General features: G+C 54.4%; 25 protein-coding genes. 2 read left to right on the top strand and 23 right to left on the bottom strand.

The window, feature by feature from the left end:
• Nucleotide 1: 1 nt before the first annotated feature.
• Nucleotides 2-928, bottom strand: coding sequence for a DUF4123 domain-containing protein (locus ACO0K8_RS20745; protein ID WP_422948559.1), 927 nt, complete (start codon nucleotides 926-928; stop codon nucleotides 2-4).
• Nucleotides 918-3,869 carry a type VI secretion system Vgr family protein gene (locus ACO0K8_RS20750; RefSeq protein WP_422948560.1) on the bottom strand — a complete coding sequence of 984 codons (2,952 nt, stop codon included), beginning with the start codon at nucleotides 3,867-3,869 and terminating at the stop codon, nucleotides 918-920. Before ACO0K8_RS20750 ends, ACO0K8_RS20745 begins: the two co-directional genes overlap by 11 nt.
• Nucleotides 3,870-4,302: 433 nt before the next feature.
• On the opposite strand from ACO0K8_RS20750, the gene ACO0K8_RS20755 reads away from it, so the two are divergent.
• Entirely contained in the window at nucleotides 4,303-5,196 is an 894-nt protein-coding gene (locus tag ACO0K8_RS20755) for a polysaccharide deacetylase family protein (protein ID WP_422948561.1), read from the top strand.
• On the opposite strand, the gene ACO0K8_RS20760 is transcribed toward ACO0K8_RS20755, so the two are convergent.
• From ACO0K8_RS20760 to ACO0K8_RS20860, 21 genes are all read right to left on the bottom strand, one after another.
• On the bottom strand, nucleotides 5,193-5,882 hold the full coding sequence (locus ACO0K8_RS20760) for a 4'-phosphopantetheinyl transferase family protein (protein WP_422948562.1): 690 nt from the start codon (nucleotides 5,880-5,882) through the stop codon (nucleotides 5,193-5,195). The genes ACO0K8_RS20755 and ACO0K8_RS20760 overlap by 4 nt on opposite strands.
• Nucleotides 5,818-6,261, bottom strand: coding sequence for an excinuclease ATPase subunit (locus ACO0K8_RS20765; RefSeq protein WP_422948563.1), 444 nt, complete (start codon nucleotides 6,259-6,261; stop codon nucleotides 5,818-5,820). Before ACO0K8_RS20765 ends, ACO0K8_RS20760 begins: the two co-directional genes overlap by 65 nt.
• A 63-nt stretch (nucleotides 6,262-6,324) precedes the next feature.
• Complete coding sequence (locus ACO0K8_RS20770) at nucleotides 6,325-7,560, bottom strand: beta-ketoacyl-ACP synthase (RefSeq protein ID WP_422948564.1); 1,236 nt, start codon at nucleotides 7,558-7,560, stop codon at nucleotides 6,325-6,327.
• Between the two features lie 40 nt (nucleotides 7,561-7,600).
• Nucleotides 7,601-8,350 (bottom strand): 3-ketoacyl-ACP reductase FabG2, encoded by a 750-nt coding sequence (locus ACO0K8_RS20775; protein WP_422948565.1) that lies wholly within the window; start codon nucleotides 8,348-8,350, stop codon nucleotides 7,601-7,603.
• Between the two features lie 9 nt (nucleotides 8,351-8,359).
• On the bottom strand, nucleotides 8,360-8,818 hold the full coding sequence (locus ACO0K8_RS20780; protein ID WP_422948566.1) for a 3-hydroxylacyl-ACP dehydratase: 459 nt from the start codon (nucleotides 8,816-8,818) through the stop codon (nucleotides 8,360-8,362).
• Nucleotides 8,815-10,002, bottom strand: a complete 1,188-nt coding sequence (locus ACO0K8_RS20785; RefSeq protein ID WP_422948567.1) for a beta-ketoacyl-ACP synthase — start codon at nucleotides 10,000-10,002, stop codon at nucleotides 8,815-8,817. The genes ACO0K8_RS20780 and ACO0K8_RS20785 overlap by 4 nt, the downstream gene beginning before the upstream one ends.
• A 14-nt stretch (nucleotides 10,003-10,016) precedes the next feature.
• A complete protein-coding gene (locus tag ACO0K8_RS20790; RefSeq protein WP_422948568.1) occupies nucleotides 10,017-10,577 on the bottom strand; it encodes a DUF3261 domain-containing protein in 561 nt (186 codons plus the stop codon).
• The gene (locus ACO0K8_RS20795) at nucleotides 10,562-11,839 is read right to left on the bottom strand and encodes an NAD(P)/FAD-dependent oxidoreductase (protein ID WP_422948569.1); all 1,278 of its coding nucleotides are present in this window, start codon (nucleotides 11,837-11,839) and stop codon (nucleotides 10,562-10,564) included. The genes ACO0K8_RS20790 and ACO0K8_RS20795 overlap by 16 nt, the downstream gene beginning before the upstream one ends.
• The gene (locus ACO0K8_RS20800; protein WP_422948570.1) at nucleotides 11,826-14,204 is read right to left on the bottom strand and encodes an MMPL family transporter; all 2,379 of its coding nucleotides are present in this window, start codon (nucleotides 14,202-14,204) and stop codon (nucleotides 11,826-11,828) included. The genes ACO0K8_RS20795 and ACO0K8_RS20800 overlap by 14 nt, the downstream gene beginning before the upstream one ends.
• Nucleotides 14,204-14,812, bottom strand: coding sequence for an outer membrane lipoprotein carrier protein LolA (locus tag ACO0K8_RS20805; protein WP_422948571.1), 609 nt, complete (start codon nucleotides 14,810-14,812; stop codon nucleotides 14,204-14,206). Before ACO0K8_RS20805 ends, ACO0K8_RS20800 begins: the two co-directional genes overlap by 1 nt.
• Nucleotides 14,809-15,243, bottom strand: coding sequence for an acyl-CoA thioesterase (locus ACO0K8_RS20810; RefSeq protein ID WP_422948572.1), 435 nt, complete (start codon nucleotides 15,241-15,243; stop codon nucleotides 14,809-14,811). The genes ACO0K8_RS20805 and ACO0K8_RS20810 overlap by 4 nt, the downstream gene beginning before the upstream one ends.
• Nucleotides 15,236-16,792, bottom strand: coding sequence for an HAL/PAL/TAL family ammonia-lyase (locus ACO0K8_RS20815; protein ID WP_422948573.1), 1,557 nt, complete (start codon nucleotides 16,790-16,792; stop codon nucleotides 15,236-15,238). Before ACO0K8_RS20815 ends, ACO0K8_RS20810 begins: the two co-directional genes overlap by 8 nt.
• Entirely contained in the window at nucleotides 16,779-17,738 is a 960-nt protein-coding gene (locus ACO0K8_RS20820; protein WP_422948574.1) for an acyltransferase, read from the bottom strand. The genes ACO0K8_RS20815 and ACO0K8_RS20820 overlap by 14 nt, the downstream gene beginning before the upstream one ends.
• Nucleotides 17,735-18,478, bottom strand: coding sequence for a glycosyltransferase family 2 protein (locus tag ACO0K8_RS20825; protein ID WP_422948575.1), 744 nt, complete (start codon nucleotides 18,476-18,478; stop codon nucleotides 17,735-17,737). Before ACO0K8_RS20825 ends, ACO0K8_RS20820 begins: the two co-directional genes overlap by 4 nt.
• Nucleotides 18,471-19,565, bottom strand: a complete 1,095-nt coding sequence (locus ACO0K8_RS20830; protein ID WP_422948576.1) for a class I SAM-dependent methyltransferase — start codon at nucleotides 19,563-19,565, stop codon at nucleotides 18,471-18,473. Before ACO0K8_RS20830 ends, ACO0K8_RS20825 begins: the two co-directional genes overlap by 8 nt.
• Nucleotides 19,566-19,611: 46 nt before the next feature.
• Nucleotides 19,612-21,378 (bottom strand): AMP-binding protein, encoded by a 1,767-nt coding sequence (locus tag ACO0K8_RS20835; protein ID WP_422948577.1) that lies wholly within the window; start codon nucleotides 21,376-21,378, stop codon nucleotides 19,612-19,614.
• Nucleotides 21,371-21,910 carry a hypothetical protein gene (locus ACO0K8_RS20840; RefSeq protein WP_422948578.1) on the bottom strand — a complete coding sequence of 180 codons (540 nt, stop codon included), beginning with the start codon at nucleotides 21,908-21,910 and terminating at the stop codon, nucleotides 21,371-21,373. The genes ACO0K8_RS20835 and ACO0K8_RS20840 overlap by 8 nt, the downstream gene beginning before the upstream one ends.
• 32 nt (nucleotides 21,911-21,942) lie before the next feature.
• Complete coding sequence (locus ACO0K8_RS20845; protein WP_422948595.1) at nucleotides 21,943-22,188, bottom strand: acyl carrier protein; 246 nt, start codon at nucleotides 22,186-22,188, stop codon at nucleotides 21,943-21,945.
• A gap of 30 nt (nucleotides 22,189-22,218) precedes the next feature.
• Nucleotides 22,219-22,473 (bottom strand): phosphopantetheine-binding protein, encoded by a 255-nt coding sequence (locus tag ACO0K8_RS20850; RefSeq protein WP_422948579.1) that lies wholly within the window; start codon nucleotides 22,471-22,473, stop codon nucleotides 22,219-22,221.
• Entirely contained in the window at nucleotides 22,466-23,239 is a 774-nt protein-coding gene (locus ACO0K8_RS20855; protein WP_422948580.1) for a lysophospholipid acyltransferase family protein, read from the bottom strand. Before ACO0K8_RS20855 ends, ACO0K8_RS20850 begins: the two co-directional genes overlap by 8 nt.
• Nucleotides 23,232-23,972 carry a beta-ketoacyl synthase chain length factor gene (locus tag ACO0K8_RS20860; RefSeq protein WP_422948581.1) on the bottom strand — a complete coding sequence of 247 codons (741 nt, stop codon included), beginning with the start codon at nucleotides 23,970-23,972 and terminating at the stop codon, nucleotides 23,232-23,234. Before ACO0K8_RS20860 ends, ACO0K8_RS20855 begins: the two co-directional genes overlap by 8 nt.
• A gap of 339 nt (nucleotides 23,973-24,311) precedes the next feature.
• Here ACO0K8_RS20860 and ACO0K8_RS20865 point away from each other — a divergent pair, with 339 nt between their 5' ends.
• The gene (locus ACO0K8_RS20865; protein WP_422948582.1) at nucleotides 24,312-24,794 is read left to right on the top strand and encodes an SRPBCC family protein; all 483 of its coding nucleotides are present in this window, start codon (nucleotides 24,312-24,314) and stop codon (nucleotides 24,792-24,794) included.
• Nucleotides 24,795-24,809 lie beyond the last annotated feature (15 nt).

Genomic DNA, 24,809 nt, shown 5'->3' on the forward strand with positions numbered 1-24,809 from the left:
ATTATTTGCCTGCCTTATCCAGCTCGTCTGGCATGACGGCCATGGCGGCGTCAAAGCGCAGGGTTTTATTTTTGACTTGCTGCAGTAAGGGCGCGATCTGTGCGTGTTGATCAAAATCGCTGCCCCACATAAAGGCCAGACCGGCGTAATTAAGCAGATCGCCGGTGCCGACTAAGCCGTAAGTTCTGGCGCGTGCCAGTTGTGGCTTGATGTAGGCGTAGCGCGTCGCTGGCGGATGTTCTAGCAATACACTGGGGGCATTGATCTGCAGGTGCGACAAGAGCTGATCTGGCACGCTGGCCTCGACGATTAAATCGGTCTGGGCTTGATCAAATTTCAGTGGCAATACCGACGCGTGATCTTGGGTTGCGGCCGCTGGTTGTTGCGCTTTAATCTCATGCAAAAATCCATCGCGGTCGTAGTACCACCAGGCTGAGATCGGCGCGAGCAAGGCGGCGCTTTGGGCGGGGCTAAAAATCGGCCCGCGCACATACAGGCTGAGGTCGTCAGCCTGGCCGATTAAGGCTGCCAGAATCGCCGGATCCCAAAACGCCAGAAACATCAGGTCGCCGTCTTCAAACTCTACATCTAAAAATTGCGATAAGTGCTTAAATAGCTCTTCAAAACTGAGCGCACTGGCGATCAGCGTGGCACAAGGCGCGCTAGTCGCGTTTCTGGCAAACCACTTGAGCGCCGCGCTATCGATATCAGCCAACTGCAGCAGATGCGGCGAAACCTTGGCCACCGGCGCGTCATCGGCATAACTTAACAGGCAGCGCGACACCCCATACTGATTCATGGCCTGCGGCAGAGCGCTGTGTTGCGCCGGGTCGACCAGGGCAAACCAATTGAGATGGCTAGCGGCGCGATCCTGATGTGCTTGCAAGGCGCTGAGTAAATCAGCTGATGCGGATAAATTAAGCGCCACGATTGATCAACCCTGAACGTTGTGCCGCACGTTTTTTAAGGCATTCTATGCAAATAGATTGCGGCAATATCGGCAATTTATAATTGGTTTTTTCGGGTGCCAGGAAGCTCTTCTTCCCCGCCTGTATCAAAATCTTACCCGGGCATTGCACCGTGATATTGCCGCCCTCTATCGTGATGTTGGCGCCGCCTGCGGTGGAGAGGCTAATGCTTTTGGCGGCGGCCCAGTCGATGTGGGCGTGGGCGCTTAAAATGTCGATTTCTTCTCTGGCCTGGATCTGGATGGTGTCGCTTTGGGCTTGGATATCAATAGCATCTTTGGCGGCGATCAGTTGCAGGCCTATGCCGTTTTCTCCTGGCTTGACGGCACCGGCCAGCATACCGATTGCCTGGCCGGTCTGCACCCGCCATTGGTTGGCGGTGATGAATTGGCTGTCGAGTCCGCTCATCAGAGTGACGGTTTCGCCGTTGGCCATTTGCAGGTCTTGCCCGGCCGTCATGCCCAAGCCACCCTTGGCACTAATCGCGATGATGGGGTCGGTGCTGTGCGGTAACTTGTCTGCGCTGGCGGCGGTACTTTTGGCGGCGGCATCACTCTTGGCGGCCGCGCTGCTGTCTTGGCTGAGCATGCCGCTGACAGCAGTGTGCAGGGCTTTGAGCGGGGCAGCTTTGGGGTCGATCTGGCTGGTATCGGCTTTGCTGCTGCCGAGGTGGCTAGCGTAGGCCACGGTTTGGTGGGTTTTGGCGGCGTCGCTAAAACTCTTGGCGAGCACCGTGGCTTGTTTCATCAGGGCCATGCCGGCCACATTGTCACCGGCGTAATCGCGCGTGGCTGCACCGTGTTCGCCTTTATAACTGGTGATGAGTATCCCGGCGGCGGCGCGAATCGCTCCGTAGGCATCGGTGCGCAGTTCTGCACCCAGACCGCGGAAGCTGCCGCGATAATTGTCGGCACTGTGGATTAGATGGCCGAGATTGAGTTCGGTGGCCGCTTGCGTGGTTTTGAGCTGGATCCGGCCTTGCTGGTCGGTATCGTCAAACACCAGTTGATTGTAGCCGCTGCCACCGAATTCTTTGCTGCGTATGCCCCACTGGGCGCTGGCGTTGCGGTGTCCCGGCTGATCGTTCGACGCGCCGTGCCAGACTGGGCTATTACCGCCCGCCAGATTACCTTGGGCGCTGACGCTGTGATCGTTGGCGGCTTCATACACCGTGAGATTGGCTTGCGCATCAGCTTTGCCACCCGGGGTAGGCAGGGTGCCGCCTTCGCCCTGGCCGTTGTACAACGCAGCGATGATGAGAGGACGGTCGATGTCGCCTTCAATAAATTGCACCAGCACTTCTTGCCCTATGCGCGGTAAAAACTGTACGCCCATGCCACCACCGGCGGCGCGTTGCGCGACCCTGACCCAGCAAGTGGCGTTGGCGTCATCGTGTTGCCCTTGCCAGTGAAAGCGTAATCTCACCCGGCCTAAGCGGTCGCTATAGATTTCATCAGCGCCGTTGGGGCAAGCTTGGCCATTGGCACCGACCACGATTGCGGTCTGACTGCCCAATGCGGTCGGTCTGGCGTTGTGGCGTGCGCCATGTTCTTCGTTTTGCGGCCGCCAAGGGATATCGGCACGGATCGCGGTAAAACTATTCGCGTAACCGAGCTTGATCGCTTGCTCTAGCATGGGCTGATTTTGCGACTGCTGGCTTCGCTGCGTGGTTTCTGGTGCGGTTTCTGGTGGCAGACAGGAGGCTAGCAGTTCTGGTATCGGCCCAAACAATTCGGCCAGCGCTTGTTGCGCCGGTTTTGGTAAATTATTGATGCCGGCACTGCTGACATTGAGGACCACGTAGCTAGGGGCGGTGTCACCCAGTTGCTGTAAGGGGCCTTGACTGAGGCTAAAGCGGGTGCCGGGGCGCAGGCTGCGTACGGTGCTGTGCGCCAGCCATAGCTTGTTGCGGGCTTCTGTTGCTTCCATTTGGAGTTGGGCGTAACGCTGGGCTTGTGCCGCATTGGCGTAGGCGTAGCTGCCGGGGACATCGTAGCTTTCTAGCACCGGGGCGTTTTTACCGCCGTAGTCGTGATGGGTGGGTGCGCTGGCGGCGATGGCCTGTTTAGATTTGTAGTCACTGGTAAGTAGCGTGGTCAGCGCCGAGTGCAGGGTACGCTTGGCACCCCAGGTCTGAATAGAATCTTGCTCTTCACGCGCGCGGCCGCCATGAAAGCGTATCCCGCTGCCGCCCAGCACATGGGCGCTGCTTTGGTCTTCTGGTGTGGCTTGTTCTTGAGTGCTGTCGGCGAATAAGACGATGCGGTGGCCACAGGGGGCGGCGTCATCTTCTTCTACGCGCCAGTTCAGGCCTTCTTCACGCAACAGACGGGTCACAAAATCGTAATCGCTCTCGCGGTATTGCACGCAATAGCTACGCTCTTTGGCTGCGTCCATGAAGGCGGCGACGTCTTCGCTCCAGCCCCAGGCAGCATGCGCGCTGTAGCTGGCGAAGACGTTTTCTAAAATGGCGACGACGCTTTTGTCTTGCCAGACGCGGCTAGTGCGGCATTGTGTGAGTAGCCAGGGCCAAGGCGCTAGACGCACCCGGTAGCGGGCAAAGCCGCCTTCGCTGCCTAGCATGGCCGCTTCATGGATCAGGCCGGTAAAGCTGGCGCGGCTGCCATCGGATAAGCTGCTTTGCAAACTGGCGCTCTGCCCCAGCAAGCTCTTTAATTCTATGTGGGCGCTGGTCGACAACACGATGATGTCGCGGCTGCCTATGCCATTGATTTCTTCCTGGGCGGCGAAGCCTTCTACCAGTAGGCCACTGACACCCAGTGCCAGATCCTGGTTTTGCAATTTCAGCTCGTACAGACGGCTGACGCTAGAATAGCGCGCCAGACTGGCGGCGAGATTGCCTAAAACATCTTGGAGGTCTTGAAGAGTAGCGATGGCCATCTGTAATCCGGTAGCTGTGCGTGGCTAGCTTGGCTCCGCTGGGGGAGTCTTGGCAAAGCCTTGCAAAATTGCAATAAAATCATGTAAAAAGTTAATCATTTCATCATGATTTTATGGCAATTGCAAGCATTGATACATCTGCTTACACCGTTGCTGACGTATGGCAATAGTTACCTGCTCCGGATTTTTTGCTGAGCTGCCCTGAGTATTTTCCAAGCAGCCTGCCCGCTCACGCATATTCCATGCGCCTTGCAGGCCAGGCAGGCTGGAAACCCGCATGGAATATGCGCGCTGGCGGCAGGCATGATTTGAATATTTCTCAGACTGGCGGTAAGCAAGCTGCAAGCAGCTAGAGCCGGCGCGGTGCGGGTACAATAGTGTTTTACGGAAAATCCCACTATCCCGAGTTTTCTCATCGATTAGCCGCTCTATTTTGTCTGCCCTACTGTACCCATTGCGCTTGCCTTATATCTGCCGACTCTTGTTGCTGTGTGTTATGGCGCTTGCGCCTAGCGTTCAGGCTGATGAGCTGTCCGCACAACCTGCGCCAATACGATTTTTGCTCACTTTTGATGATGGCCCTAGTGGCTCCGGCTTTGCCAATCCGACAGCGCAGGTGCTCGACGTTTTGGCACGCAACAATCAGCAAGTCGGTATCAAGGCGATTTTTTTTGTGCAGACCCGCGCCAATCGCAGCGGAGCCACCGAGTTAGGCAAAGCCTTACTACAGCGCGAACATGATGAAGGGCATATTCTGGCTTTTCATACCGCGACAACTAGCCATGCAAACCACAGGTTTCTCGATGCTGCCGAGTTAGAACTTGCCTTGAGCAATGGCTGCGCCGATCTGCAGATGTATACCGGGAGTGCGCCAAAACTGATAAGACCACCGTTTTGGAATTACGATGCCCGCACCTTTGCCGCCTATCAGGCGCATGGTTTACATCTATTGCTAACTGACCTGAGTGCCAATGATGGCAAAATCTGGGGCATAAATTTTAGTCTCAACAAACGCCGCAATATGCTGCAGCATTTGCGTTTACTGCGCGAACGATGGCGCAAGGATGAATTGCCAGTGGTCGATGGCAACACGCCGGTGGTGGTTACCTTTCACGACCTGAATCGCTACAGCGCCAGCGTGTTAGAAGATTATTTAGAAATTTTGCTCGATGTCGCACGTGAGCTAGAAATGCCGACTGCCAGCAAAGCGTTTTACGACGATAGGGATGAACTAGAACGGGCGGCCTTGGCGCGCAGTATACGCGACCCAGACAGCAAACCAACACTGCCTGGTTTTTGGAGTTGGCTATGGCAATCCAGCAATTAGCCCGCCCACTGCGGCACGATGATCAGCGGCGGCATGGCTAAAGGCAAGGCGCTGCACAAGACTATGGACAAGGCCGGATGGCTTAACTGAAATTGCTGGGCCGCTTGCGCCGATCCAGAATTAGCGCCGAGCTTGTAGCGCGCCTCTTTACTACTCCAGGCCTGATAAAAACTGAGCATTTTTTCCGCCTCAGGTAAGGCGCGGAAAGATGCCAGTTCGGTGCTGTCAAAAATCTGTTCGGCCAAAGCCGCAAAATCACGCTCGCCATCGAGTCGCTCTATATCCAGACCAAGCGCGCTGTGCATGCTCAGCGCGCAAGCGACCCAGGGACCGCTGTGCGACAGATTAAAATTCGGCGGTGGCGCGTTGGTATCAAGTACCAATAGTGGCGCATTGTGCAGGCGCTCGCGAAGCACGATCTGCTGCGGCGCTAGCTCTAGCGACTCGGCCAGCAATTGACGCAAGAGCCAACGTCCGAGCAAAAATTGGCGCTGACGCTCAGGCCGTATAAAACGCGCATAGCGTCGCTGTTCATCCGTATTCAGCCAAGACAAACTGGCGGCCAGCGCCGCCTCGTTGACTTTGCGCCCATCGAGCAGCCAGACGGTGGCGCTGTTAGAACTATTGGTCAGCGATGGTGACAAAATCGGCTTTGAATGCGACACCTGCCATGATGGCACCGACATGACATTCAAACTCAGTCTCACTGGAATTTTCTACGTGATCGTAATTACTCACGATATTTACCACGGCATTGGCACCGAGCTCTTTTGCCCGCCTTTGCAGACTCAACATGTCGGATAAAAATACCCAATTACAAGCTTTTTCATTTGACTTGGCGAAGGCATTAGTTTTCTGGCTGGTGGTATCGCTACCTAATTTTTTGATGACCTTGGGAGTAGGCTGATTTCCGAAGTAAAACTTCACTGTATCCCCCAAGCGGGTAGGCGCGTCGTTAGCCGCCATTGCTGCCGCGATAGGCATCATAAATTTGTTATCTGAGGCTTGTGCATTACTTACCGCAATCAGGCTCAGCACCAGCAAAATCAAAACAGTTTTTTTCATTTTCATTCCCTTCGGTTAAAAAAATCAAACTACTACACTACGCTATAACGCTAATTTATAACACTAAGCATATCGCTTAAAAATCAAAGAGGTATTGATACCGCCAAAAGCGAAATTATTCGACATCACGTAGTCGGTTTGTAACTGCCGGCCTTCATGCATGATGTAGTCTAGCGGCGCGCATTGCGTGTCGACCTGCTGCAGATTGATGGTAGGGGCAAACCAGCCCTCGCGCATCATTTCTATACTGAGCCAGGCTTCCAGCGCGCCACAGGCACCTAAGGTGTGCCCCATATAACTCTTCAAGGAACTGATAGGGGTGCGCGTGCCGAATAACTGCGCAGTGGCTTGCGATTCGGCGATATCGCCTTGCTGAGTGCCGGTACCATGTGCATTGATATAACCAATATCCGAAGCCTGCAAACCGGCATCGGCGAGCGCCAGTTGCATCGCGGTTTGCATGGTACGCGCGTTCGGTTGCGTAACGTGGCAGCCATCGCTATTCGTGCCGAAACCGACCAGCTCGGCATAGATAGTGGCGCCACGTGCCTGTGCATGGTCAAGCTCTTCGAGTATCAGACAACCGGCACCTTCGCCAATGACAAGACCATCACGCCCAGCATCAAACGGGCTAGGAGTAGTGCCAGGTGCATCGTTTTTAACACTAGTGGCGAACAGTGTATCGAATACCGCTGCTTCGGTAGCGCATAACTCTTCGGCACCACCGGCAATCATAGCCAGCTGCTTGCCTGCGCGTATCGCTTCATAGGCATAACCTATGCCCTGACTGCCCGAAGTGCAAGCGCTGGAAGTGGTGATGACGCGTCCAGTCAGGCCAAAAAATACGCCTATATTCACCGGTGCGGTATGTGCCATCATCTTGATGTAGGTGGTGGCATTGATGCCTTTAGTGCTGCGATCTTCCATCATGCGGCCAAAATCGCCGATCGCGCTCGGGGTCCCGGCGGAAGAGCCAAAAGACACGCCCATCTGCCCGCTTTTCAGCAACGTATGTTCAAGTAAACCGGCATCGAGCAAGGCTAATTCACTGGCACGGGTTGCCATCAGTGCGACCCGGCCCATGCTGCGCATAGTTTTACGTGTGTACTTTTCGGACAAGGCAAACGGGGCGGCAGGCGCTCCTAGCTTGGTGTTCAAGCCATCGTAATCGGCCCACTCCGTCATAGGCACGATGGCATTGCGGTACTCGCCCAGACGCGCGCGTATGCTGCGCCAGTCATTTCCTATAGGACTAATACCAGCCATGCCAGTCACGACGACGCGATGATTCTTTTCCATCTGTATTTCCATTCTTATTTCGATACGAAACTGCGCTCGTTCAAGCCATGCCACCATTGACCGAAATTACTTGTCGCGTCACATAGGCAGCGTCGCTACTCATTAAAAAGCTCACCACGGCCGCCACTTCTTCCGGTTTGCCAACGCGCCTTGCAGGTATCATTTTAAGCGCTTCTTCCATAGGCACATCACTGATCATATCGGTCTCTATCAGGCCCGGGGCCACGCAATTGACGGTGATCTCGCGCTTTGCCAGTTCCAGAGCCAAAGCTTTTGTGGCGCCTATGATACCGGCCTTAGCGGCGCTGTAATTGACCTGCCCGCGGTTTCCAATCAGCCCAGAGACCGACGCCAAGGTGACGATACGGCCAGGCTTGCGACGCCGCACCAGCGGCATAGTGAGAGGATTAAGCACATTGAAAAAACCATCCAGATTGGTCTGCATGACAATATCCCAATCCTCGCCCGACATCGCCGGAAACGCATTGTCGCGCGCCACACCGGCGTTACAAACCACGCCGTAATAGCAGCCGTGTTGCTCAACGTCGGCCCGTAAAATTGTCGCGACCTCTTCACGTTGGCTGATATCAAACTGCAATACGCGCACACTGCGCCCCAAAGCTTGTATGGTCTGCGCGACGGCATCGGCTTCGGCGCGCCCACTGCGGCAGTGCAAGATGATGTCAAAGCCATCGCGTGCCAGCCGTAAAGCAATCGCCTTACCTATGCCGCGTGAAGAACCGGTGACTAAGACGCTCTTGTCGCTGTTTAGCTGATTTTCATTACTCATAAAAAGTCCCTACATTTCCTGTATAAATTCTGCGACATTGTCCGGTTGAAATACCGTAATGGTGGCATGCGCCAGGGATGCTCCGGTGTTTTGTGAATTGTCGTGGATACTACATTCAAAGGCGGCCAAACCGTTCTCACCCTGCAACACGCGCGTAATTCTGACAACCAAAACGCTGCCTAAGGCAAACAACGCGGTGCTGGCGTGGTAGCGTCTGGCACCGAGTAAGAAACCCACTTTCACTGCGTCCCCGCGTTGCAGCGCCAGATAGCCCGCATGAGCTGCAATCGCCTGCGCCATATATTCGACACCAACCCAGGCCGCGACGCCAGTGCCATCGCAGAACATGCTGCTGGCCCGGATTGTGACTTCGGCACTCAAATTCTCTTCGTCCGCCGCCACTACTCTGTCGAGCAAGACCATAGGGCCGGAATGCGGTACCAACTCACGGATATCGGGATAAGTCATGCCATCCTTCCAAATAAGAGGCTGGCGTTGGAGCCGCCAAAAGCAAAAGAATTACTCATCGCCCAGCGCAACGGGCGCCCCAGACTAAACCCAGGCGCGACCAGCTTAAGCAGCGGTAAAGCCGGATCGGCAACTCCGTCCCATACATGGGGCGGCAGGTAGCCCTGAGGATTGTCCTCTTGCATTGCCAGCCAACACAAGCCAGCCTCTAATGCTGCCGCTGCGCCCAGCGCATGCCCGGTCAATGGCTTGGTCGAACTAGTCCACACCGCACTACCGAAAATATCGTCAATCACGCGTGATTCCATCGCGTCGTTCTGTATGGTGGCGGTGCCGTGCAAATTAATGTAATCGATATCCTCTGGCCTTAAGTCCGCACGTTGTAAGGCTTGCGCCATGGCCAGACGCGCACCGCCACCGGCCGGATCGGGTGCCGACATATGATGGCCATCCGAGGATTCGCCCCAGCCGCACAGTGCCACCGCAGCCGGCTCGCGACTCATCAAAAACAGCGCGGCACCTTCACCTATATTGATGCCATTGCGATTCGCGCTGAGCGGATTACAGACTTGGCTACTCACCGATTCTAGCGCTGAAAATCCGGCGATCGTAAACGCGCATAAACTATCAACACCGCCCGTCAGTACCGCGTCACACAGGCCCATCTTGATCAAGCGTGCCGCACTCGCCATCGCCTTGGCGCTAGAAGAACAAGCGCTGGAATGCACATAGGCCGGGCCGCTGATGCCTAAGTCTCGTGCCAGCATGGCCGCTGGCGAGCCCATCTCTTGCTGCGCGTAATGAAAATCTGCAGGCAGAGTTTGCTCCAGTGCATATCGTTTTAAGGCGATTTCGGTGGCCGCTACACCTGAGGTACTGGTGCCGATCACGACCCCAATCCGGTCTGCGCCGTAACGGCTGATCGCGGCATCGAGCGCCGGACGGATCTGTGCCAGAGCCGCCAGAGCCAGTTGATTATTCCGGCTGCGTAGCATGAGCGGCAAGGCATCCATAGACGGTAATGTGGCAGCAACACAACCCAAAGCTAAGACCCGACCTGGCGAGTATTGATCGCTGAATGTCAGGCTAGTGCTGTTAGCTCCGCTGTCAAACAGACGCAGTTTGACTTCCTCAGTCGTATTCCCGAGTGCGCAGACTATCCCACATTGATTTAAATACAGCATAGTGTGTTTCGTGCTTAAGGTTCGCTGGCCACAGACTGTATGCTGAGTCTGTACTGGTAACGCAAATTGTTCAAAATAACCGTACCGCTCCAGCGTGGCATGCCACTGTAGTCTATGGTGGCAATCATCGCATCGGCCAAATACAGAGTACGGCGAAGACCCTGGTCCTGCACCCGCCAACCGGCCGGTAATGCAGCACTGATCGCATCTGCAGGCCAAAGACATAGTTGCAAATCTTCCAGCACGTCTTCGGCACGCACCTGCGCCGGCAGCATCACGTGCCGCCAAGAGATGAGATCCTTGCCATCGTAGTGCAGACTCAAAACGCGCTGACCAAAGGCCAGGCCGACCAGCTCCAGATGGTCGGCATCCACCTCCAGCGCCGCATCGAGTTCATCGATACGGCCGTTACGCTCCACCTTCAGATGCTGTTGCAAGGAGATAGCTTGTCCGAGCTGCGCAGGGGGCAATTGCAAACCCAGCCTGGCACTTGGCTGCAGCGGCGCGTTACTGCAGGCACTCAGCACCAGCAGTAACGCGGTGCACTGCAAGAGTAGTCTTAAGCGGGCGTACATATAGTCTCCAGCGCGGCCAGGCGGCGCGCTGTTTCCTTGACAAAGGGATTGCTCTGATCCCAGGCATAGCCGGCCAAAATGGAGGAAATCATACGACGAATTTCTGGCTGTTGCGCCTCATGAAAAATGATATTTTGAAAGCCGCCGGCATACCAGGACTCCACAAAAGCACGGAAGGTATCCACCCCCTTGCGCAGCGGGACCCCATACTCGTTTTGCCAGTCGACCTGCTCGCCGGCAAACTGGCGCTGCAATACCGCCGCCGCCAGACTGGCCGATTTGAAAGCAATCGTCACTCCCGAAGAAAACACAGGGTCGAGAAATTCACCGGCATTCCCTAGCAGCGCATAACTTTTGCCCCAAAGACTGGCAACATTGGCCGAATAGCCGACGATATGGCGCGCCGGCGTATCCCATTTGGCATTAACTAAGAGTTCTTGCAAAGAAGGCTCTTCGGCCACAATGGCTCGCAATCTTTCGGTATCGCTACCTTGATAACGATCCAGAAAACTAGTCTCGGCCACCACGCCGATAGAGCAGCGTCCGGCCGCAAAGGGGATGGTCCAGAACCAGACATTGCAATGCTTAGGATGCACCGTGACACGGATTTTATTCCGGTCGAAACCCACTGTATTGCCCTGAGTATTGCCCTGCTTCTTACCCTGCGTCTTACTCTGAACAATGCCGTCTTCGATGTGCGTAAAAATAGCGCCGCGCACTGGAAAATTGGAAGGTGTTTCCAGTTTTAGCAGGCGCGGCAAGATGCGTCCAAAACCGCTAGCATCGAGGATAAATTCGGCCTTCACCTGATAAATTTTTCCGCTAGTATCTTTCACCGTCACCAGCGGTTTTTCACTCAGATCCACCGTCATTACTTCATGACGGTAACGGATCTCGGCACCAAAACGTTCGGCTTCTTTGGCCAGAATATGATCAAACTGGGCACGCTGTACCTGATAAGTTGTTCCCCAGCCCGCGCTATGTTTATCGCGAAAATCGAAATCGGTATACCGTCCATTATGCACAAAGGCTGCGCCGTTCTTGAACTGGAAGCCCGCCTCAACCACCGCGCGCAGCATGCCTGCCTGTTCCAGATATTCCATACTTTGAGGCAGCAAACTTTCGCCTATCGAGAAACGTGGAAATTCTTCCCGCTCTATCACTAGTACTGCGCGCCCCTGCTGACGCAATAATGCTGCCGCCACGGCACCGGACGGACCAGCGCCGACGATCAGGACATCGGTAGTTTCAATTTTTTGCATGGGTTTTTTCTTTTCCAAAAATCGGTACGATCAGCCATACCAAGGCGGTCCCTATTAACATCGTCAAACCAAAGGCTTGCAATGCAGGGGTTTTACTCAGGCCCAACAAACCGAAAGAAAGTATGGTACTCGCTGCCGACAAGCCAACAGTGGTCCAACCGGTGGCATCACGCCGGTCCGGCTGCTCTTGCATAAAGATGCCATAGTCCACTCCTACGCCCAGCAATAGCATCAAGGCCAGCACATGAAATAACTGGAGATTTTGCCCTGCATAACCGAAGATCGCCAGCGTCGCTAAGCTAGCCAAAGCGGTAGGCAAGAGCACGCGCCAGGTATGGCGGCGATAGCGCGGAAACATCAATGCGTACACTAGCAGATACGATGCCAGCACGACCCAGCCCATATACGCACGATAACGCCCTAAGACCGAAGAAATTTCAGCGACCTTATCGACCCATTGCACACCGTCCAGCCCGCTACCGGCGTGTTGCAGCAGCGGCAGATCAGCATAGGACAGGCCACGTAAGGCAACAATGCTGGCGTATTCGCCCTTACCCTGGCTTTGACCCAGCCATAAATGACGCCAAGGCTCGCTGGCGGGGGTTTGCAGAAAGGCTTCCAGCGTCAGCACATCGCCAGCGGCCAGCAAATGAGTACGGGTGTCCGCCACCCAGGCGGCATCTTCACCGATTTGTGTCGCTAATTGGCTCAGCACCTTGCCATCGTTCAGCAGTTTTTCTTGTATTAATTGAGCCCGTAGCGCCTGCGTCTGTGCCGAAGGCACCCAATTCGATAAGGCCTGATAGCCGCTGATCGTATGTTGCGAAATCAAAGGATCGAGCTTACGGCGTAGCGCCTCTTCACGCTGTAATACGCCCTCGACAGAATTGGCACGCACCAGAAAAAATTGTACCGGTGTCGGAGCATCAAGTAGCTTGCTGAGTTTCAGCTGATCGCTGATCAACTGTGGCGGTGAGTTTTGCAGCAGACGGATGTCGTCATTGACACCAAGACGGGTGCAACCGAATGCCACCACCAGCGCAAACAGCGCCAAACCCAAGCCGCTCGCGGTATTCAAACGTAGCAAAGGCCAATAACGCAAGACAGCACCGTTGACGCGTAACAGTGCCCCGCTTTTCAGCGACTCAGCAGTAATCAGTAAGGGAAACCAGCAAACGACAGTCAGCCAGGCAAACACCAAACCCAAACCCGAGAACAGTGCCATCTGACGTAAGCCGGGAAATGGTGTCAGCGCCAGTCCCATATAGCCGATTACCGTCGTGAGCAGGGTCAGCAATAAGCCCGGCATCAGACTTTTTAGTAGCTGTGTTGAATTTAACTTAGGATCGGCAGTGAGGCGGTTACACAAAAAATACAGGCCATAATCCTGGGCCACACCGATCAGACTGGCACCAAAAACCAGCGTCAGCAAATGGATACGCTCAAAAAATAACCAGCATAGCGAGATAGCACCGAGACAACCGATGGCGATAGACAACATCACCAGTGCGATAGGTTTAAACGAGCGAAAACTAAACCACATCAACACGATGATGCCTAGCAGCGAACCCACGCCTATGGTGGAGACCTCGCCGCTGGCCTGCTGTCCAGCCGCAGCTGCATGCAAAATTACACCGGCAGTGATCACTTCTGCCGCTGGCGCGGTTTGTAACGCCGCAGCCTTGGCTTGCGCCAACAGCGGTAGCATTGCCTGTTGCGCGGCGATAGAAAACGCTGGCACTTTGAGTGTCAATGGTAGTAAGACAAATTGTTTTTCGGTATTGGCGACGAACAGATGTCCGTCACGCGGTCTTACCGGAGTTTCCTGCGCACGCTCTTGCATCCAGCCGCTAAACAGGCCAAAGGGATCATCCCGCCAAGCCCCTAGTTTAGGCCCGCCAAAAGGGCTGTACAATTTACTCAGGGCGCTATCGAGCCAGAATTGTGCTGGCTTGCTGTTTAATTGCGCTTCTTGCCCGGCGCTCATCAAGATCAGACTATGCTGCTGAAATTGACTCAGCCAGTCGGCTTGAGTCTTATCGTTCACCTGTATCGATTCGATCAAGTCAGGATGGCTGGCCAGCACCGCGGTGTAGGCGTCGGCTGCACGTTTGGCATCCGCCCAATCCTTTGCGCCGACCAGCACCACGGCGCGCTGTTGTGCTGCATCGACCATCTGGGTGAACGATTTTTGCAAGATAGGATCGCGTTCCTGCACTGGTAACAAGGCTAAAATATCGGTGTCGGGAGCGATGCGCTGGCCCAGCCACAGATAGGCGTTATGCGCCAATAACAGAGCGACTACCAGGGCCCAGATGATGGCAAAGATCGTGGCAAAGTTGCTGCCAAGCGCGCGCGGTTTCATCAAAATAGCGCCGCTTCTTCTGCCAACATGGCAGTCTCGCCGGTTTGTATCGCAGAAAACACGATACTGCTACGGTCGCCGCTGGCCTCATTGATCGTAATATTTTTAACGTAAGCAGCGCCGTCCAGACTGATGGCACCGATCGCCTTAGCCAGTGCAGGCTCGCGCGCCTTGAGCGCAACCCGCCAGCTATGTTGATCGGCAGTACCTTCTACTTCAAACAAGTTTTCCAATTGCGCCAGATCACCCGACAACAGCGAGAACAGCACGCTATTGATCATACGCACGGTCGGCTCTTGTTTGGCATCGAGACGCATGGCGACCCGATCGCCCTGAAAATGCACGATCTCTTCACGCGTCAGACGCAGAGTATTCGGGAAGGGTTGCAGGGTGCGCCACAAGACGCCCTTACCGGCCACCACACAAAAACGGCCATTCGATGCCAGCGGTTTTTTGATACCGGCGAGTTGCTTGCTCTGATCAAAACGTCCGCATAAAATTGCCGGTTTCGCCAACATAGACTGTATCTTGGCAACTGGTGCCGCTGCAGAAACAGTCAGCGCGCAGCCCATCATAGCAAGACTAAAAAACAGGTGCTTGATCATCATGCTAGCTTGACTCCTAATTTTTCAAACAACACCGGCGGCGAGACGAAACACATTTCGCCACTAGCGATCTCGACTGCAACCTGAGTGGTACTAGCGCGAGTAAGGCGCTTGCCAGTCGCGGTATCACTGATCAGATAGTCTATCTTCAGGCGGTTTTCCCATTCGACGATGTCAGCTCGCAAAGTCAACATCTGTCCAAATTTGGCAGGTCCTACATAGCGTAACTGTAGATCAATGACCGGCCAGGCAAAGCCCGAATTTTTCATTTCCATGTAGTTATAGCCTAGCTTGTCTAGCAGGGCGCAGCGCACCACTTCCAGATACTTAACGTAATTGCCGTGCCAGACTATCTGCATAGGGTCGAGATCAAAAAACTGTACCTGCATCTCGATCTCAGCCCACCAGCGACTCGCTTTTTTCTGCTTACGCATACAAGCTCCAGGCTTGCTGACGTATGCGCTCCAGCAACAGACGCAAATCCGGCTCCAGTCTACGGTCTTCCTCAACCACCGCAATATCCGCTGCCAGCGCCGCCATCATTTGCTGCAAAGGCGCTTCAGGACTGACCGCGGGATTGAGGCGGCAACGCAGCCAGACGCCCTGACGCACCGTGATCAATAATGCTGCCACCACTTGTTCGGTTAACTCCAGCACACGCAAACAATCGCGCGCGGCGATGGTACCCATACTGACTTTATCTTGATTATGGCATTCGGTAGAGCGCGAAAAAACCGAGGCCGGCATAGTCAGCTTGAGGGCTTCTGCTGTCCAGGCCGAGGCGCTGATTTGTAGCGCCTTGAGGCCGTGATTGATAGCAGCGCGCGGCCCTTCGGCACCCGACAGATTGGCCGGCAAACCGTGGTTATAGCGGCTATCGACCAGCAAGGCCATTTGTCTATCCAGCAGATCGGCCAGATTGGCCACTGCGTTTTTCATACCGTCCATGGCAAAAGCAATATGGCCACCATAAAAATGGCCGCCATGCAGCACCCGCTCGCCCTCGGCGTCAATAATCGGATTGTCATTAGCGCTATTGAGTTCATTCTCGATAGACTGGCGGAAAAACGGCAAAGCGTCGGCCAGTACGCCTATCACATGCGGCGCGCAGCGTATTGAATACCGGTCTTGCAGACGCTTGCCGTTGCGCTCCACTTGTTCACATGGCAAATCCTGACGCAACCAGCTCGCCACAGTCTGCATACCGGGATGCGGCTTGACCGAAAATAGAGTTTCATCGAAATGATGGGCATTGCCATCGAGAGCAAACGAGGCCATTGCGGTAATGCGGGTCGTCAATTGCGTCAGATAGGCGGCTCTGTCATACGCCAGACAAGCCAGAGCCGTCATCACGGCCGTGCCATTCATGATGGCCAGACCTTCTTTCGGGCGCAAACGTAACGGTGTAATGCCCGCTTCACGTAGCGCCTGTGCGGCCCGCACCGTCACGCCAGCGCGCAAGACTTCACGTTCGCCGCACAAGGCCGCTGCCAGATAGGATAAGGGTGTCAGATCGCCGCTGGCCCCTACCGATCCTTCCGAGGGGATCAAAGGCAGTAGGTCGGCATCCAGCAGGCGCACGATCTGCTCCAGCAAGGCTACCGACACGCCAGAAAAACCTTTGCTCAGTGAGGCCAATCTGACCGCCATCACGGCCCGCGTTTGCGCAGGCGTGAAATACTCACCCAGACCGCAGCCGTGATACGTGTATAAATGATGCGGCAATTCGGCAATCAACTCAGGCGGCACCGTCACCGTACAGGAATCGCCATACCCGGTAGTCACCCCATAGATGTTGCCATCTTCACGCAATAAGCGATCCAGAAAATCAGCGCCACGGGTAATCGCCGCGCGAAATTCCGGTGCCTCCGACAGACTGGCGCGCGCGCCAGCCTTAGCGATATCCACAATATCTTCTATACACAGGCGGCTTTGGTCAAAGCGCACCGCACGAAGTGGCAGGTTATGTTCAGCGGGCTGCATCAGTAGTATCCAATTCGGGTAAATGCCAAAAATCGTAAAAATTAAACCATTGTAGTGGCACGCGTAGACAATGATATTCTAGGCGGCTGGCATACGAGCCAGCCAGATCGGCCAAGGCCTGCTCACGGCCTTTACGCGGCAAACGCGGCGCGGCATGCAAGAGCTCGAAATGTATCTCTGCATGTTGACCTGCTTGGTGCGAGAACAGCATATAAATCGGACACTGCAAAATACTCGCCAAAATATAGGGCCCGACTGGAAACGCCGCCTTTGCGCCAAAAAAATTTACCAGAGCAACACGCGGCGGCTTCGCTAGCGGCACTCTATCGCCGGCGATCACAATAAATTCGCCTTGCTCGACTTTCTCTGCAAGTATCATCGCAGTAGCCGGTGTGATCTCACTCACTTGCATCAAATTGAGCTGACTGGCCGGATTGAGCGCTGCCAGTAATTGATTAAAGGCCTGTGCATGTTTGGTATGCACCAGTATCGTCAGGCGCAATCCCGGCCGTTGTAGTGACAAGACCCGACAAAGTTCCAGATTGCCCAGATGGGAGCAAATCAGCACGGCACCGCGCCGTTCGCTAATTAATTGCTCCATCTTCGCCACCCCATGAAACTGCACATTCTCAGTCTTATACAGTCCACCCCATAACAACATTTTATCCAAAATATTTTCGGCAAAAGCGGCAAAGTGGAGTATCACGCCTGGCATACCGGTAGGCACAGCGACATAGCCACTAACCCGACGTAAATAATCTCTCGAAGCGGCCCGCGGTCTGGGTTTCGTCAATACATACCAGAGCAGCACTGGGTAAAGCACGACTCGAAATGGCCAGCGTCCGAACAGCCGGAATATCCAGAACAGCAAACGCATACCAGCGACGAAACTGAGCTCATTGAAAGACGCCCAATGCTGGTTTTCTTTTTTCGTATTTTGACTCATCGCGTCCGCCATTTGCGATCGAGTAAGCGCGGCAATCGCCATAACATGCCAAAAAACAGACGGGTATGCATGCGCGTAATCAGAACATTATCCAAACACACACGGAAATGCGAGACCCCATCTAGCGGGTAACAGACACGGGTAGGTAAATTAATAATTTGTACGCCTTCCCAGTGCAAGCGTACCAAAACATCGGTGTCGAAATTCATACGCGACCCTAGTTTATGATGTGCCGCCAGTGCCGTGACGCAAGCGAGCGGATACACCCGAAAGCCACACATGGAATCTTTAATCTGAAACGACAGAGTATTAATCCAGACCCAGACATGCGTCAGATAGCGCGCATACAAACGCAAAGCTGGCACAGTCTCATCGTAAATTGGGCAACCAGCAATCACTGCCTCTGGATATCTGGCAGCCAACGCCAGAAAAGCCGGAAAATCACTGACATTGTGCTGGCCATCGGCGTCAATCTGCAGGGCGTGACTATAGCCGGCAGCGTAGGCATAGCGCAGGCCGGTCAACACCGCCGCACCTTTGCCGCAATTACTAGCGTGCCGCAGTAAAATCAGCCGCTGTGGTGCGCTGGCAGCCAAAGTATCGAGCACCAGTGCACACTCCGGGTTACTGCCGTCATCTACTAAAATACACAGCAGATCATGCGCGAATACCTGCGCTACCACCAAGGCGATTGCTTGCTCGTGGTTGTACACAGGGATCACTACGCAAGCTTTAAACATCATCGACTCCGCTAGCGATCGCGGTAAAACGCAATAAACTATGGCAGTAACCGATCTCGTCGCGCACCGTCAGCAATTGCAAACCAGCCTGTTCGGCCAGACGTATGTAATCGCTACTTTCATACACTTTACTATTCCCGCTCGCCATCGCGGTGAAATAAGGCGAAGTATTGATCAGGCAATACGCAGCGATATCGTAGTGCTGCCTATCCCAGAAGGTATCCATGATCAATAATTGTCCGCGGGGCGCCAGTGCAGCGGCGGCGCGTTGCAAAATACTGGCGATTGCCGCCTCACTAAAGCAACTTAGAAACTGACTCATCCAGATCACATCCATGCCAACAGGCAAAGCCGCAGCGGTCTCTAATAAATCACACGCATGCAAATGCGCACGCTGGCGCACACCAGCGTTCTGTAGGGATGCCTCGGCCACCGCGAGTTGCCGTGGCAGATCCACCAAATGCAGTTCTACGGTGTGATTGTAGGCCAGTGCGGCGCAACTGAATTTGCCGGTATTGGCACCGATATCCATTAGCTTGCGCGGTGCAGTGGCAAACACATCCGGCAAAATCTCCGGAAACGAGGTGTCGGAATAGAAGTGATCAAAGGCAAACCAGCTAGTCTTGGCAGGCTCAGGCAGCGTCGATAAACCCTGATATAGCGTGTCCCAATCGCCCAAACTAGGCAAGCCCAGGGGTTGCTGCTGATCCAACGAAGCATCCAGTTTAAACAGTCCCTGATAACAGACATCGTGATTGAAATCGAGATTGATCTGGGTCATTTTGTCAGTCAGTATGCAGTAACCGGTTTTATCCAGCACATAGCAGCCATCGCGCAGATACACCACGCCAGCGGCCAGACAAGTCTCCAGCGCTACTTTGAGGGCATACTCGCTCCAACGTCCGCTGGCCGCCAGCGCACTGAGCGCGACACCGCTTGCGCCGGCATCGGCCAGAGCTTGCAACATGCCGCGCTTCCAGGCGTAACGCACAGCTTGAAACACCACTGGCGCGTAGGCGATTTTTTGCGCTTCATATCGAGCCGCAAATGCGCTTTGGGACTCGGGAGAAAACTTCTTGTCTAACATGTTGTCATCAAAAATGAGTTACTTACTTAGTTACTGACTTAGTTACTTATATTGGCTCTGCGGCGCGAAACAGGATGCGTCCGCTGGAATGCGCATGTGCCGCAGAAAAATATCGAAAATTCAGACTGTTTTTTTGCGCATCAAAAATCAATTCCAAGGTGACCGGCATTTCGGCACGTATCACCTGTTGAAACTTCAGGGCATGCACCGCCTCAAAACCTGCTGCCAGCGCGAAATATTCGCATCCATAGTGAATCGCCCAGTCTAGTTGCACCACACCGGGCAAAATCGCCATCTGCGAGAAATGTCCATCAAAATACAATAAATCCGCTGGTGCAATCACTTCCAACGCCAGCCGATTTGCTTCGCGTTCTAGCAATTTCAAGCGCGGCAGGCGTGGCCTGGTATCCGCAGCGATAGCCAGCGCAGGATCAGACGATAGCGACTCCAACAATACCGCCTGCGTGGTTTTGCCCTGTGCATTGAGTGGCATTTGCTGCAGATAACGCCAACGGCGCGGTAAGGCAACCGCCTCAACTGCGCCGCTCAAACTTGCCAACAAACAGCGGTTGACGGCCAACTTTCCATGCTGCGCCAAGCTGGCCTTACCGGCCTCCGACAAGACCACAAAAGCGATCAATCCCTGACGCTGCGATCCATTGAGCGAGTCCGCCATCAAACGCACTTCTAGCACCAGCGGGCTGCTCAGCAACAGAGCTTCGATAGCATCCAGAGAAACTCTTTTCTCTTCTATCTTGACAATACGGTCACTGCGCCCCAACAGCAAAAAATGTTGCCCGTCGCAAGTTTGAGCATGGTCAGTCAAACGCAACCAGGCATCATCGGCCAAGTGGGGGGAACGCACTTCCAATAGATTTTCTGCCGTATCCAAGCGCCAGCTTACACCTGGCAAAGTCTGCCAGGCGACCTCCTCACTAGTCAATTGCAGATCACGCTGGCGCCAGGCTATGCCGCCGGTTTCCGAGCTGCCATATACCTCGCACGGAGTCTGGCCCAGTAATGCCGCGCTATGCTGCGCTGCTTGCAAGGACAGTGGTCCGCCGGATGAAAATACCGCGCGCAGATTCTGCTGCGCCGCCGACCAATTCAGATGCGAGGGCAGGCGTTTCAGATGTGCCGGACTGGAGATCAGGGCGCACGGTGCCTGCCCCAGCAGCGCTAGCAGCGCTTCCGGGAAATTTTGACTCTGTGCGTGTATCGCACGGCCGGTGGAAAGTGGCCATAACAACTTGAACAATAAACCGTAAATATGTTGATGCGAGACGGTAGCGACAATCTCACATGCTCCCAAAGCTGTACCGAACAAGGTTTCAAGTGTCGCCACTTCACTGGCTAACTGCGACATGCGTTTGGGGCATGCTTGCGCCACGCCGGTGCTACCTGAGGTATGTACCACTAAGGCCTTAAAATCGGGCGCTAAGGCAGGATACGCAGAGGCATCAAAACGCACATCTGCAGTGGGTTTGCTTGGCGCATATTCAGACGGGAACTCGCCCAAAAAAGCATCGACCTGCAAGGCCAGAGCGGCGCAACTACTACTCAGGGTATCGGCACTAAGCCACAGGGTTTTACCGGCATGCCAGCCGCCCAGTAAAGCTGCGCCAAATTCCAGACTATCTTCCAGATACAGGGCAAAATTTTGCCCGCTATGTTCGCTTAACAAGCTGCGCCAACGCGCTACGCTGGCCAGAAAATCCGCAGTCTGGACCGCTTGCTGATGGCGCCAGCCCAACACCAAGCTGGACGGCCGCGCCGCAATTACTTGCACCAGATTGAGCAGCTTATCAGACATGATGTAGTCGCTTAAAACGCAGGCGCACCAAAAATTCTATCCCGAACAGAGCACCCATCAACAGATAGGAAATCACACCTGTGTACAACGACCAGACCGCTTCGGATGCCCATAAGGCAGTGCCGAATGCAAGCGCGCCGTTGACGATAAAAAATCCGCACCAGACCTGGGTCACACGACGCGTATATCCTACCGCCACCAAAGGTAAATCGGGCTCGCGCAAGCGCGCCAGACGCTCCACCATAGAAGGCGGTGCCATCAAACTATAGCCAAATGCGGCTAACAAGGCGGCATTGACGAGGACCGGATAAAGTTTCAGCGGCAAAATGGCATTACTCCAAACCGCCGCCACCACCAGTAGCATGGCTCCCATCACCGACCAACGTGCCACCCGGCTGATCGCCAAAGTCGGCAAGCGCGTCGCCACCGCCAACAATAACACCAGTGCCAGCCAACGTGGCTGCACTTGTCCATGTCCAAACCAGATCGCCAGCGGATAGACGAGCGTGATGACTACCGTCAACACGCTCATCATCACGCTCAGTAAGGTGCGTTTGATGGCGTTTACTCCGGTGCCAAGCTGCTTAAGGCATCCACCACATCGCCGATCGTGCGTATGGTCTTAAACACTTCCGGTTGCAGACGTTTGCCGGTGGTTTGTTTTAGTTTTACTGCCAGATCGACCGCATCGATGCTGTCGATATCGAGATCGGCATATAGGTTAGATTCTGGCGTCATACCGGTCTTGTCCAGCTCAAACATTTCAGCCAGCAAATCCACCACCCAAACAAACAGCTCTTCTCTACTCATTGCGCTTACCACTACCATGACACGGTCCTCTTATTTCTTTCTGCTAGTTTCTATCAATGCCGTCAGCGCACGCACTGAGGAGAAATGGCGGCGCGTATCTTCCGAATCGGCAGACAGCGAAATACCATAACGTTTTTGCAGCGCCACACCCAGCTCCAGCGCATCGATAGAATCCAAACCCAAGCCTTCGACGAACAAGGCTGCATCGCTGTCAATATCGGCGACGCTCATATCTTCCAATTGCAGCGCATCGATAATCAATTGTTTCACTTCTTGTTCAAGCATGACGTTGGTATTCCTGAGTAAAAAATTTTTGTAAATAATCGCTTAAGTGACGCGCTGCCATGACTTCGCTGGCAGCGCCGGCGATAAACCCAGCGATTTCTATATCTTCCAGCACTTCTATCCGAAACTGCGCTCTATGCGGTGGTATCTGCCACCATTTCTCGCCCTTGCCCAGCGTTACCGGCGCACAAGTGATCAAGACCGGTGTGATATTGCGCGCCCCACGTACTGCAATATTGGCAGCACCGCGCTTCATACAGATCACAGCATCTTTTGCAGTGCGCGTGCCTTCCGGAAAAACGATAAGATTATTTCCGTCCTGCAAGGAACCAATACAATCAGCCACCAGCTGCTGGCCCTGATCGTTATTGATATAGCCAGCCGCCCGCACCGGGCCGCGCATGAAGGGATTGTTCCACAAGCCAGCTTTGACGATACAATCGGCACGCTTCACAAACGCCATTAAGAACACGGTGTCTATCAGAGTAGGATGATTTGCGAGTATCAGCAAGCCTTGCCGTTCCAGCTTTTCGAGGCCGATGATTTCATAGCGTAATACGCCAAGGGCATGCATCATACCAATGAAGGCACGAAAAGTAACGCGTAATACGGTGCGAGCGCAACGCATGCGCGATTGCCGTTGCCTTATCATCATATGAATCAAGGGAAATACCAGCACCCCTAACAATAAGCCACCTATCCCAAAGCTGACAAAACATAGACCGGTGGCTACCACCCGCCAATAAAATTGCAGGCGATTAAGCATCCCGGCTCCAGCACCAGTGTCGTCCATCGACCTCGCGCTCTAGCCGGGATGCACCACTTAACTGAAATTGCAGTAGCGCCAAACTAGCAGGCAGCGACTGCTTTGCCAACTCAAGGCCGGTGCTGCCAGCACGCCACTCCAGATGCAAGGGCTGCTCTGCGGCGGGTACCATCAACCAAGCCCAGGCATGCGACTGCTCCTGACAATCCTCGAATTCTGAGAATACTGATGGCAAATGATCATCATAGACCACCAGCAAGACTTCCGGATTGCCGTCTGCCAGCAGACTGCAGGCCTCAATCACCGCATGTTCGACACTACTGGCACCTGCCGCCAGCGCCAGATGATTGGCCTGATCGGCTCGCGCAATCGAAAATAGACCGGCACTGGCGTTATGCACTGCCAGACCAAAACCAGTCGGCGACAGTGGTTCGCCGCGCACTAAATCGCTGATTAATGCCACCGCACGCGCCACCTCGCCATGGCGCGAACAAAATACTGTAGGCAGATCGCGCCGCCCATCGCTGCACTGATACGCCACTTCCAGCGCCATCTTGCCTAAAAAACCGGCACGCCTACGCAACATAGGCGGCATCGCTGCCAGCTTAGGCTCGCCTTGCGCGGCAAACGGATGCGGTGTTTGCGCCCATGCTAGCCAGGCTGATGCACTCTCTACCCCTGGCGCCCAAGCGGCATGGCGAGCGATAGAAAAACTCAAGCGCGCAGTGCTCATGTAAAAACGCCTTTACTCAGAAAAAATACTTAGTTTGACCGTCTCCAAAGCAAATTTCCGGAGGTCGTGCAGTATGACGACTAAATTGAAAATGATCAATAAAATCAAGGACTTTACCAATAACAAGAGCCGCTTGCGGGCTCAGACTGGCACGCAATATTCGGGTCAATGATTTCCAAAATCGACCTGCCCGCTTGCGCATATTCCATGCGCCTTGCAGCCTGGGCAGGCTGGAAACCCGCATGGAATATGCGCGCTGGCGGTATGCCTGGGTGGATTTTGTATTTCCGCGCTAGGCTAAGCAGAGTAAACTAACCAGATTGAACAAGGAAACCGGCTATGAAATTTGAACACTTAGTAGAAATCAATGAACTACACAACCCGCTGACCGAGGTGATTACTCGTGAGCAACTATGGCGTGGCCTGGTGCTAAGGGCCGAATCGCCGCAACTGTTTGTGACTTATATCGATGAAGCCAACGTGACTGAGCGCACCGAAGTGAGCATGGCGCGCAGTCTGCGTTATGGCGAATTGATCATCGTCGATACCGTCAATCTGGTGCATCTGGAACATGTGCATTACGCGGTCGCTGAACAAAAAGATATACCGCAATCCTCGCTGCGGATGAGCATAGAAGAGCCGACACCAGAGGCGCTGTTCGTGCGCTTTGCCTACGATGACGGCCACAGCGCGGCCGAAGATCTGGCCAACGAGGTCTACAACGAGTATCGCCGCTCGGCCTATCAGGAAGCCGATATCGACACCGTGCGCCTGATACGCGAAATGGCTGAATACGGTAGATTGAACGGGCCTTTGTCCTAAAGCGCGCGCAGCAAA

Source organism: Undibacterium sp. Ren11W (genome assembly GCF_049340485.1).
In the GTDB taxonomy this organism is placed as follows: domain Bacteria; phylum Pseudomonadota; class Gammaproteobacteria; order Burkholderiales; family Burkholderiaceae_D; genus Undibacterium.

What these genes read in the sequence shown, in the direction of transcription:
- ACO0K8_RS20845 (WP_422948595.1), bottom strand. Translation starts at nt 22,188, where the DNA reads ATGAGTAGAGAAGAGCTGTTTGTTTGGGTGGTGGATTTGCTGGCTGAA.
- ACO0K8_RS20770 (WP_422948564.1), bottom strand. Translation starts at nt 7,560, where the DNA reads ATGGAAAAGAATCATCGCGTCGTCGTGACTGGCATGGCTGGTATTAGT.
- ACO0K8_RS20825 (WP_422948575.1), bottom strand. Translation starts at nt 18,478, where the DNA reads ATGTTTAAAGCTTGCGTAGTGATCCCTGTGTACAACCACGAGCAAGCA.
- ACO0K8_RS20820 (WP_422948574.1), bottom strand. Translation starts at nt 17,738, where the DNA reads ATGAGTCAAAATACGAAAAAAGAAAACCAGCATTGGGCGTCTTTCAAT.
- ACO0K8_RS20865 (WP_422948582.1), top strand. Translation starts at nt 24,312, where the DNA reads ATGAAATTTGAACACTTAGTAGAAATCAATGAACTACACAACCCGCTG.
- ACO0K8_RS20835 (WP_422948577.1), bottom strand. Translation starts at nt 21,378, where the DNA reads ATGTCTGATAAGCTGCTCAATCTGGTGCAAGTAATTGCGGCGCGGCCG.
- ACO0K8_RS20775 (WP_422948565.1), bottom strand. Translation starts at nt 8,350, where the DNA reads ATGAGTAATGAAAATCAGCTAAACAGCGACAAGAGCGTCTTAGTCACC.
- ACO0K8_RS20860 (WP_422948581.1), bottom strand. Translation starts at nt 23,972, where the DNA reads ATGAGCACTGCGCGCTTGAGTTTTTCTATCGCTCGCCATGCCGCTTGG.
- ACO0K8_RS20785 (WP_422948567.1), bottom strand. Translation starts at nt 10,002, where the DNA reads ATGCTGTATTTAAATCAATGTGGGATAGTCTGCGCACTCGGGAATACG.
- ACO0K8_RS20805 (WP_422948571.1), bottom strand. Translation starts at nt 14,812, where the DNA reads ATGATGATCAAGCACCTGTTTTTTAGTCTTGCTATGATGGGCTGCGCG.
- ACO0K8_RS20800 (WP_422948570.1), bottom strand. Translation starts at nt 14,204, where the DNA reads ATGAAACCGCGCGCGCTTGGCAGCAACTTTGCCACGATCTTTGCCATC.
- ACO0K8_RS20810 (WP_422948572.1), bottom strand. Translation starts at nt 15,243, where the DNA reads ATGCGTAAGCAGAAAAAAGCGAGTCGCTGGTGGGCTGAGATCGAGATG.
- ACO0K8_RS20790 (WP_422948568.1), bottom strand. Translation starts at nt 10,577, where the DNA reads ATGTACGCCCGCTTAAGACTACTCTTGCAGTGCACCGCGTTACTGCTG.
- ACO0K8_RS20850 (WP_422948579.1), bottom strand. Translation starts at nt 22,473, where the DNA reads ATGCTTGAACAAGAAGTGAAACAATTGATTATCGATGCGCTGCAATTG.
- ACO0K8_RS20840 (WP_422948578.1), bottom strand. Translation starts at nt 21,910, where the DNA reads ATGAGCGTGTTGACGGTAGTCATCACGCTCGTCTATCCGCTGGCGATC.
- ACO0K8_RS20760 (WP_422948562.1), bottom strand. Translation starts at nt 5,882, where the DNA reads ATGTCGGTGCCATCATGGCAGGTGTCGCATTCAAAGCCGATTTTGTCA.
- ACO0K8_RS20815 (WP_422948573.1), bottom strand. Translation starts at nt 16,792, where the DNA reads ATGCAGCCCGCTGAACATAACCTGCCACTTCGTGCGGTGCGCTTTGAC.
- ACO0K8_RS20750 (WP_422948560.1), bottom strand. Translation starts at nt 3,869, where the DNA reads ATGGCCATCGCTACTCTTCAAGACCTCCAAGATGTTTTAGGCAATCTC.
- ACO0K8_RS20795 (WP_422948569.1), bottom strand. Translation starts at nt 11,839, where the DNA reads ATGCAAAAAATTGAAACTACCGATGTCCTGATCGTCGGCGCTGGTCCG.
- ACO0K8_RS20765 (WP_422948563.1), bottom strand. Translation starts at nt 6,261, where the DNA reads ATGAAAAAAACTGTTTTGATTTTGCTGGTGCTGAGCCTGATTGCGGTA.
- ACO0K8_RS20830 (WP_422948576.1), bottom strand. Translation starts at nt 19,565, where the DNA reads ATGTTAGACAAGAAGTTTTCTCCCGAGTCCCAAAGCGCATTTGCGGCT.
- ACO0K8_RS20780 (WP_422948566.1), bottom strand. Translation starts at nt 8,818, where the DNA reads ATGACTTATCCCGATATCCGTGAGTTGGTACCGCATTCCGGCCCTATG.
- ACO0K8_RS20855 (WP_422948580.1), bottom strand. Translation starts at nt 23,239, where the DNA reads ATGCTTAATCGCCTGCAATTTTATTGGCGGGTGGTAGCCACCGGTCTA.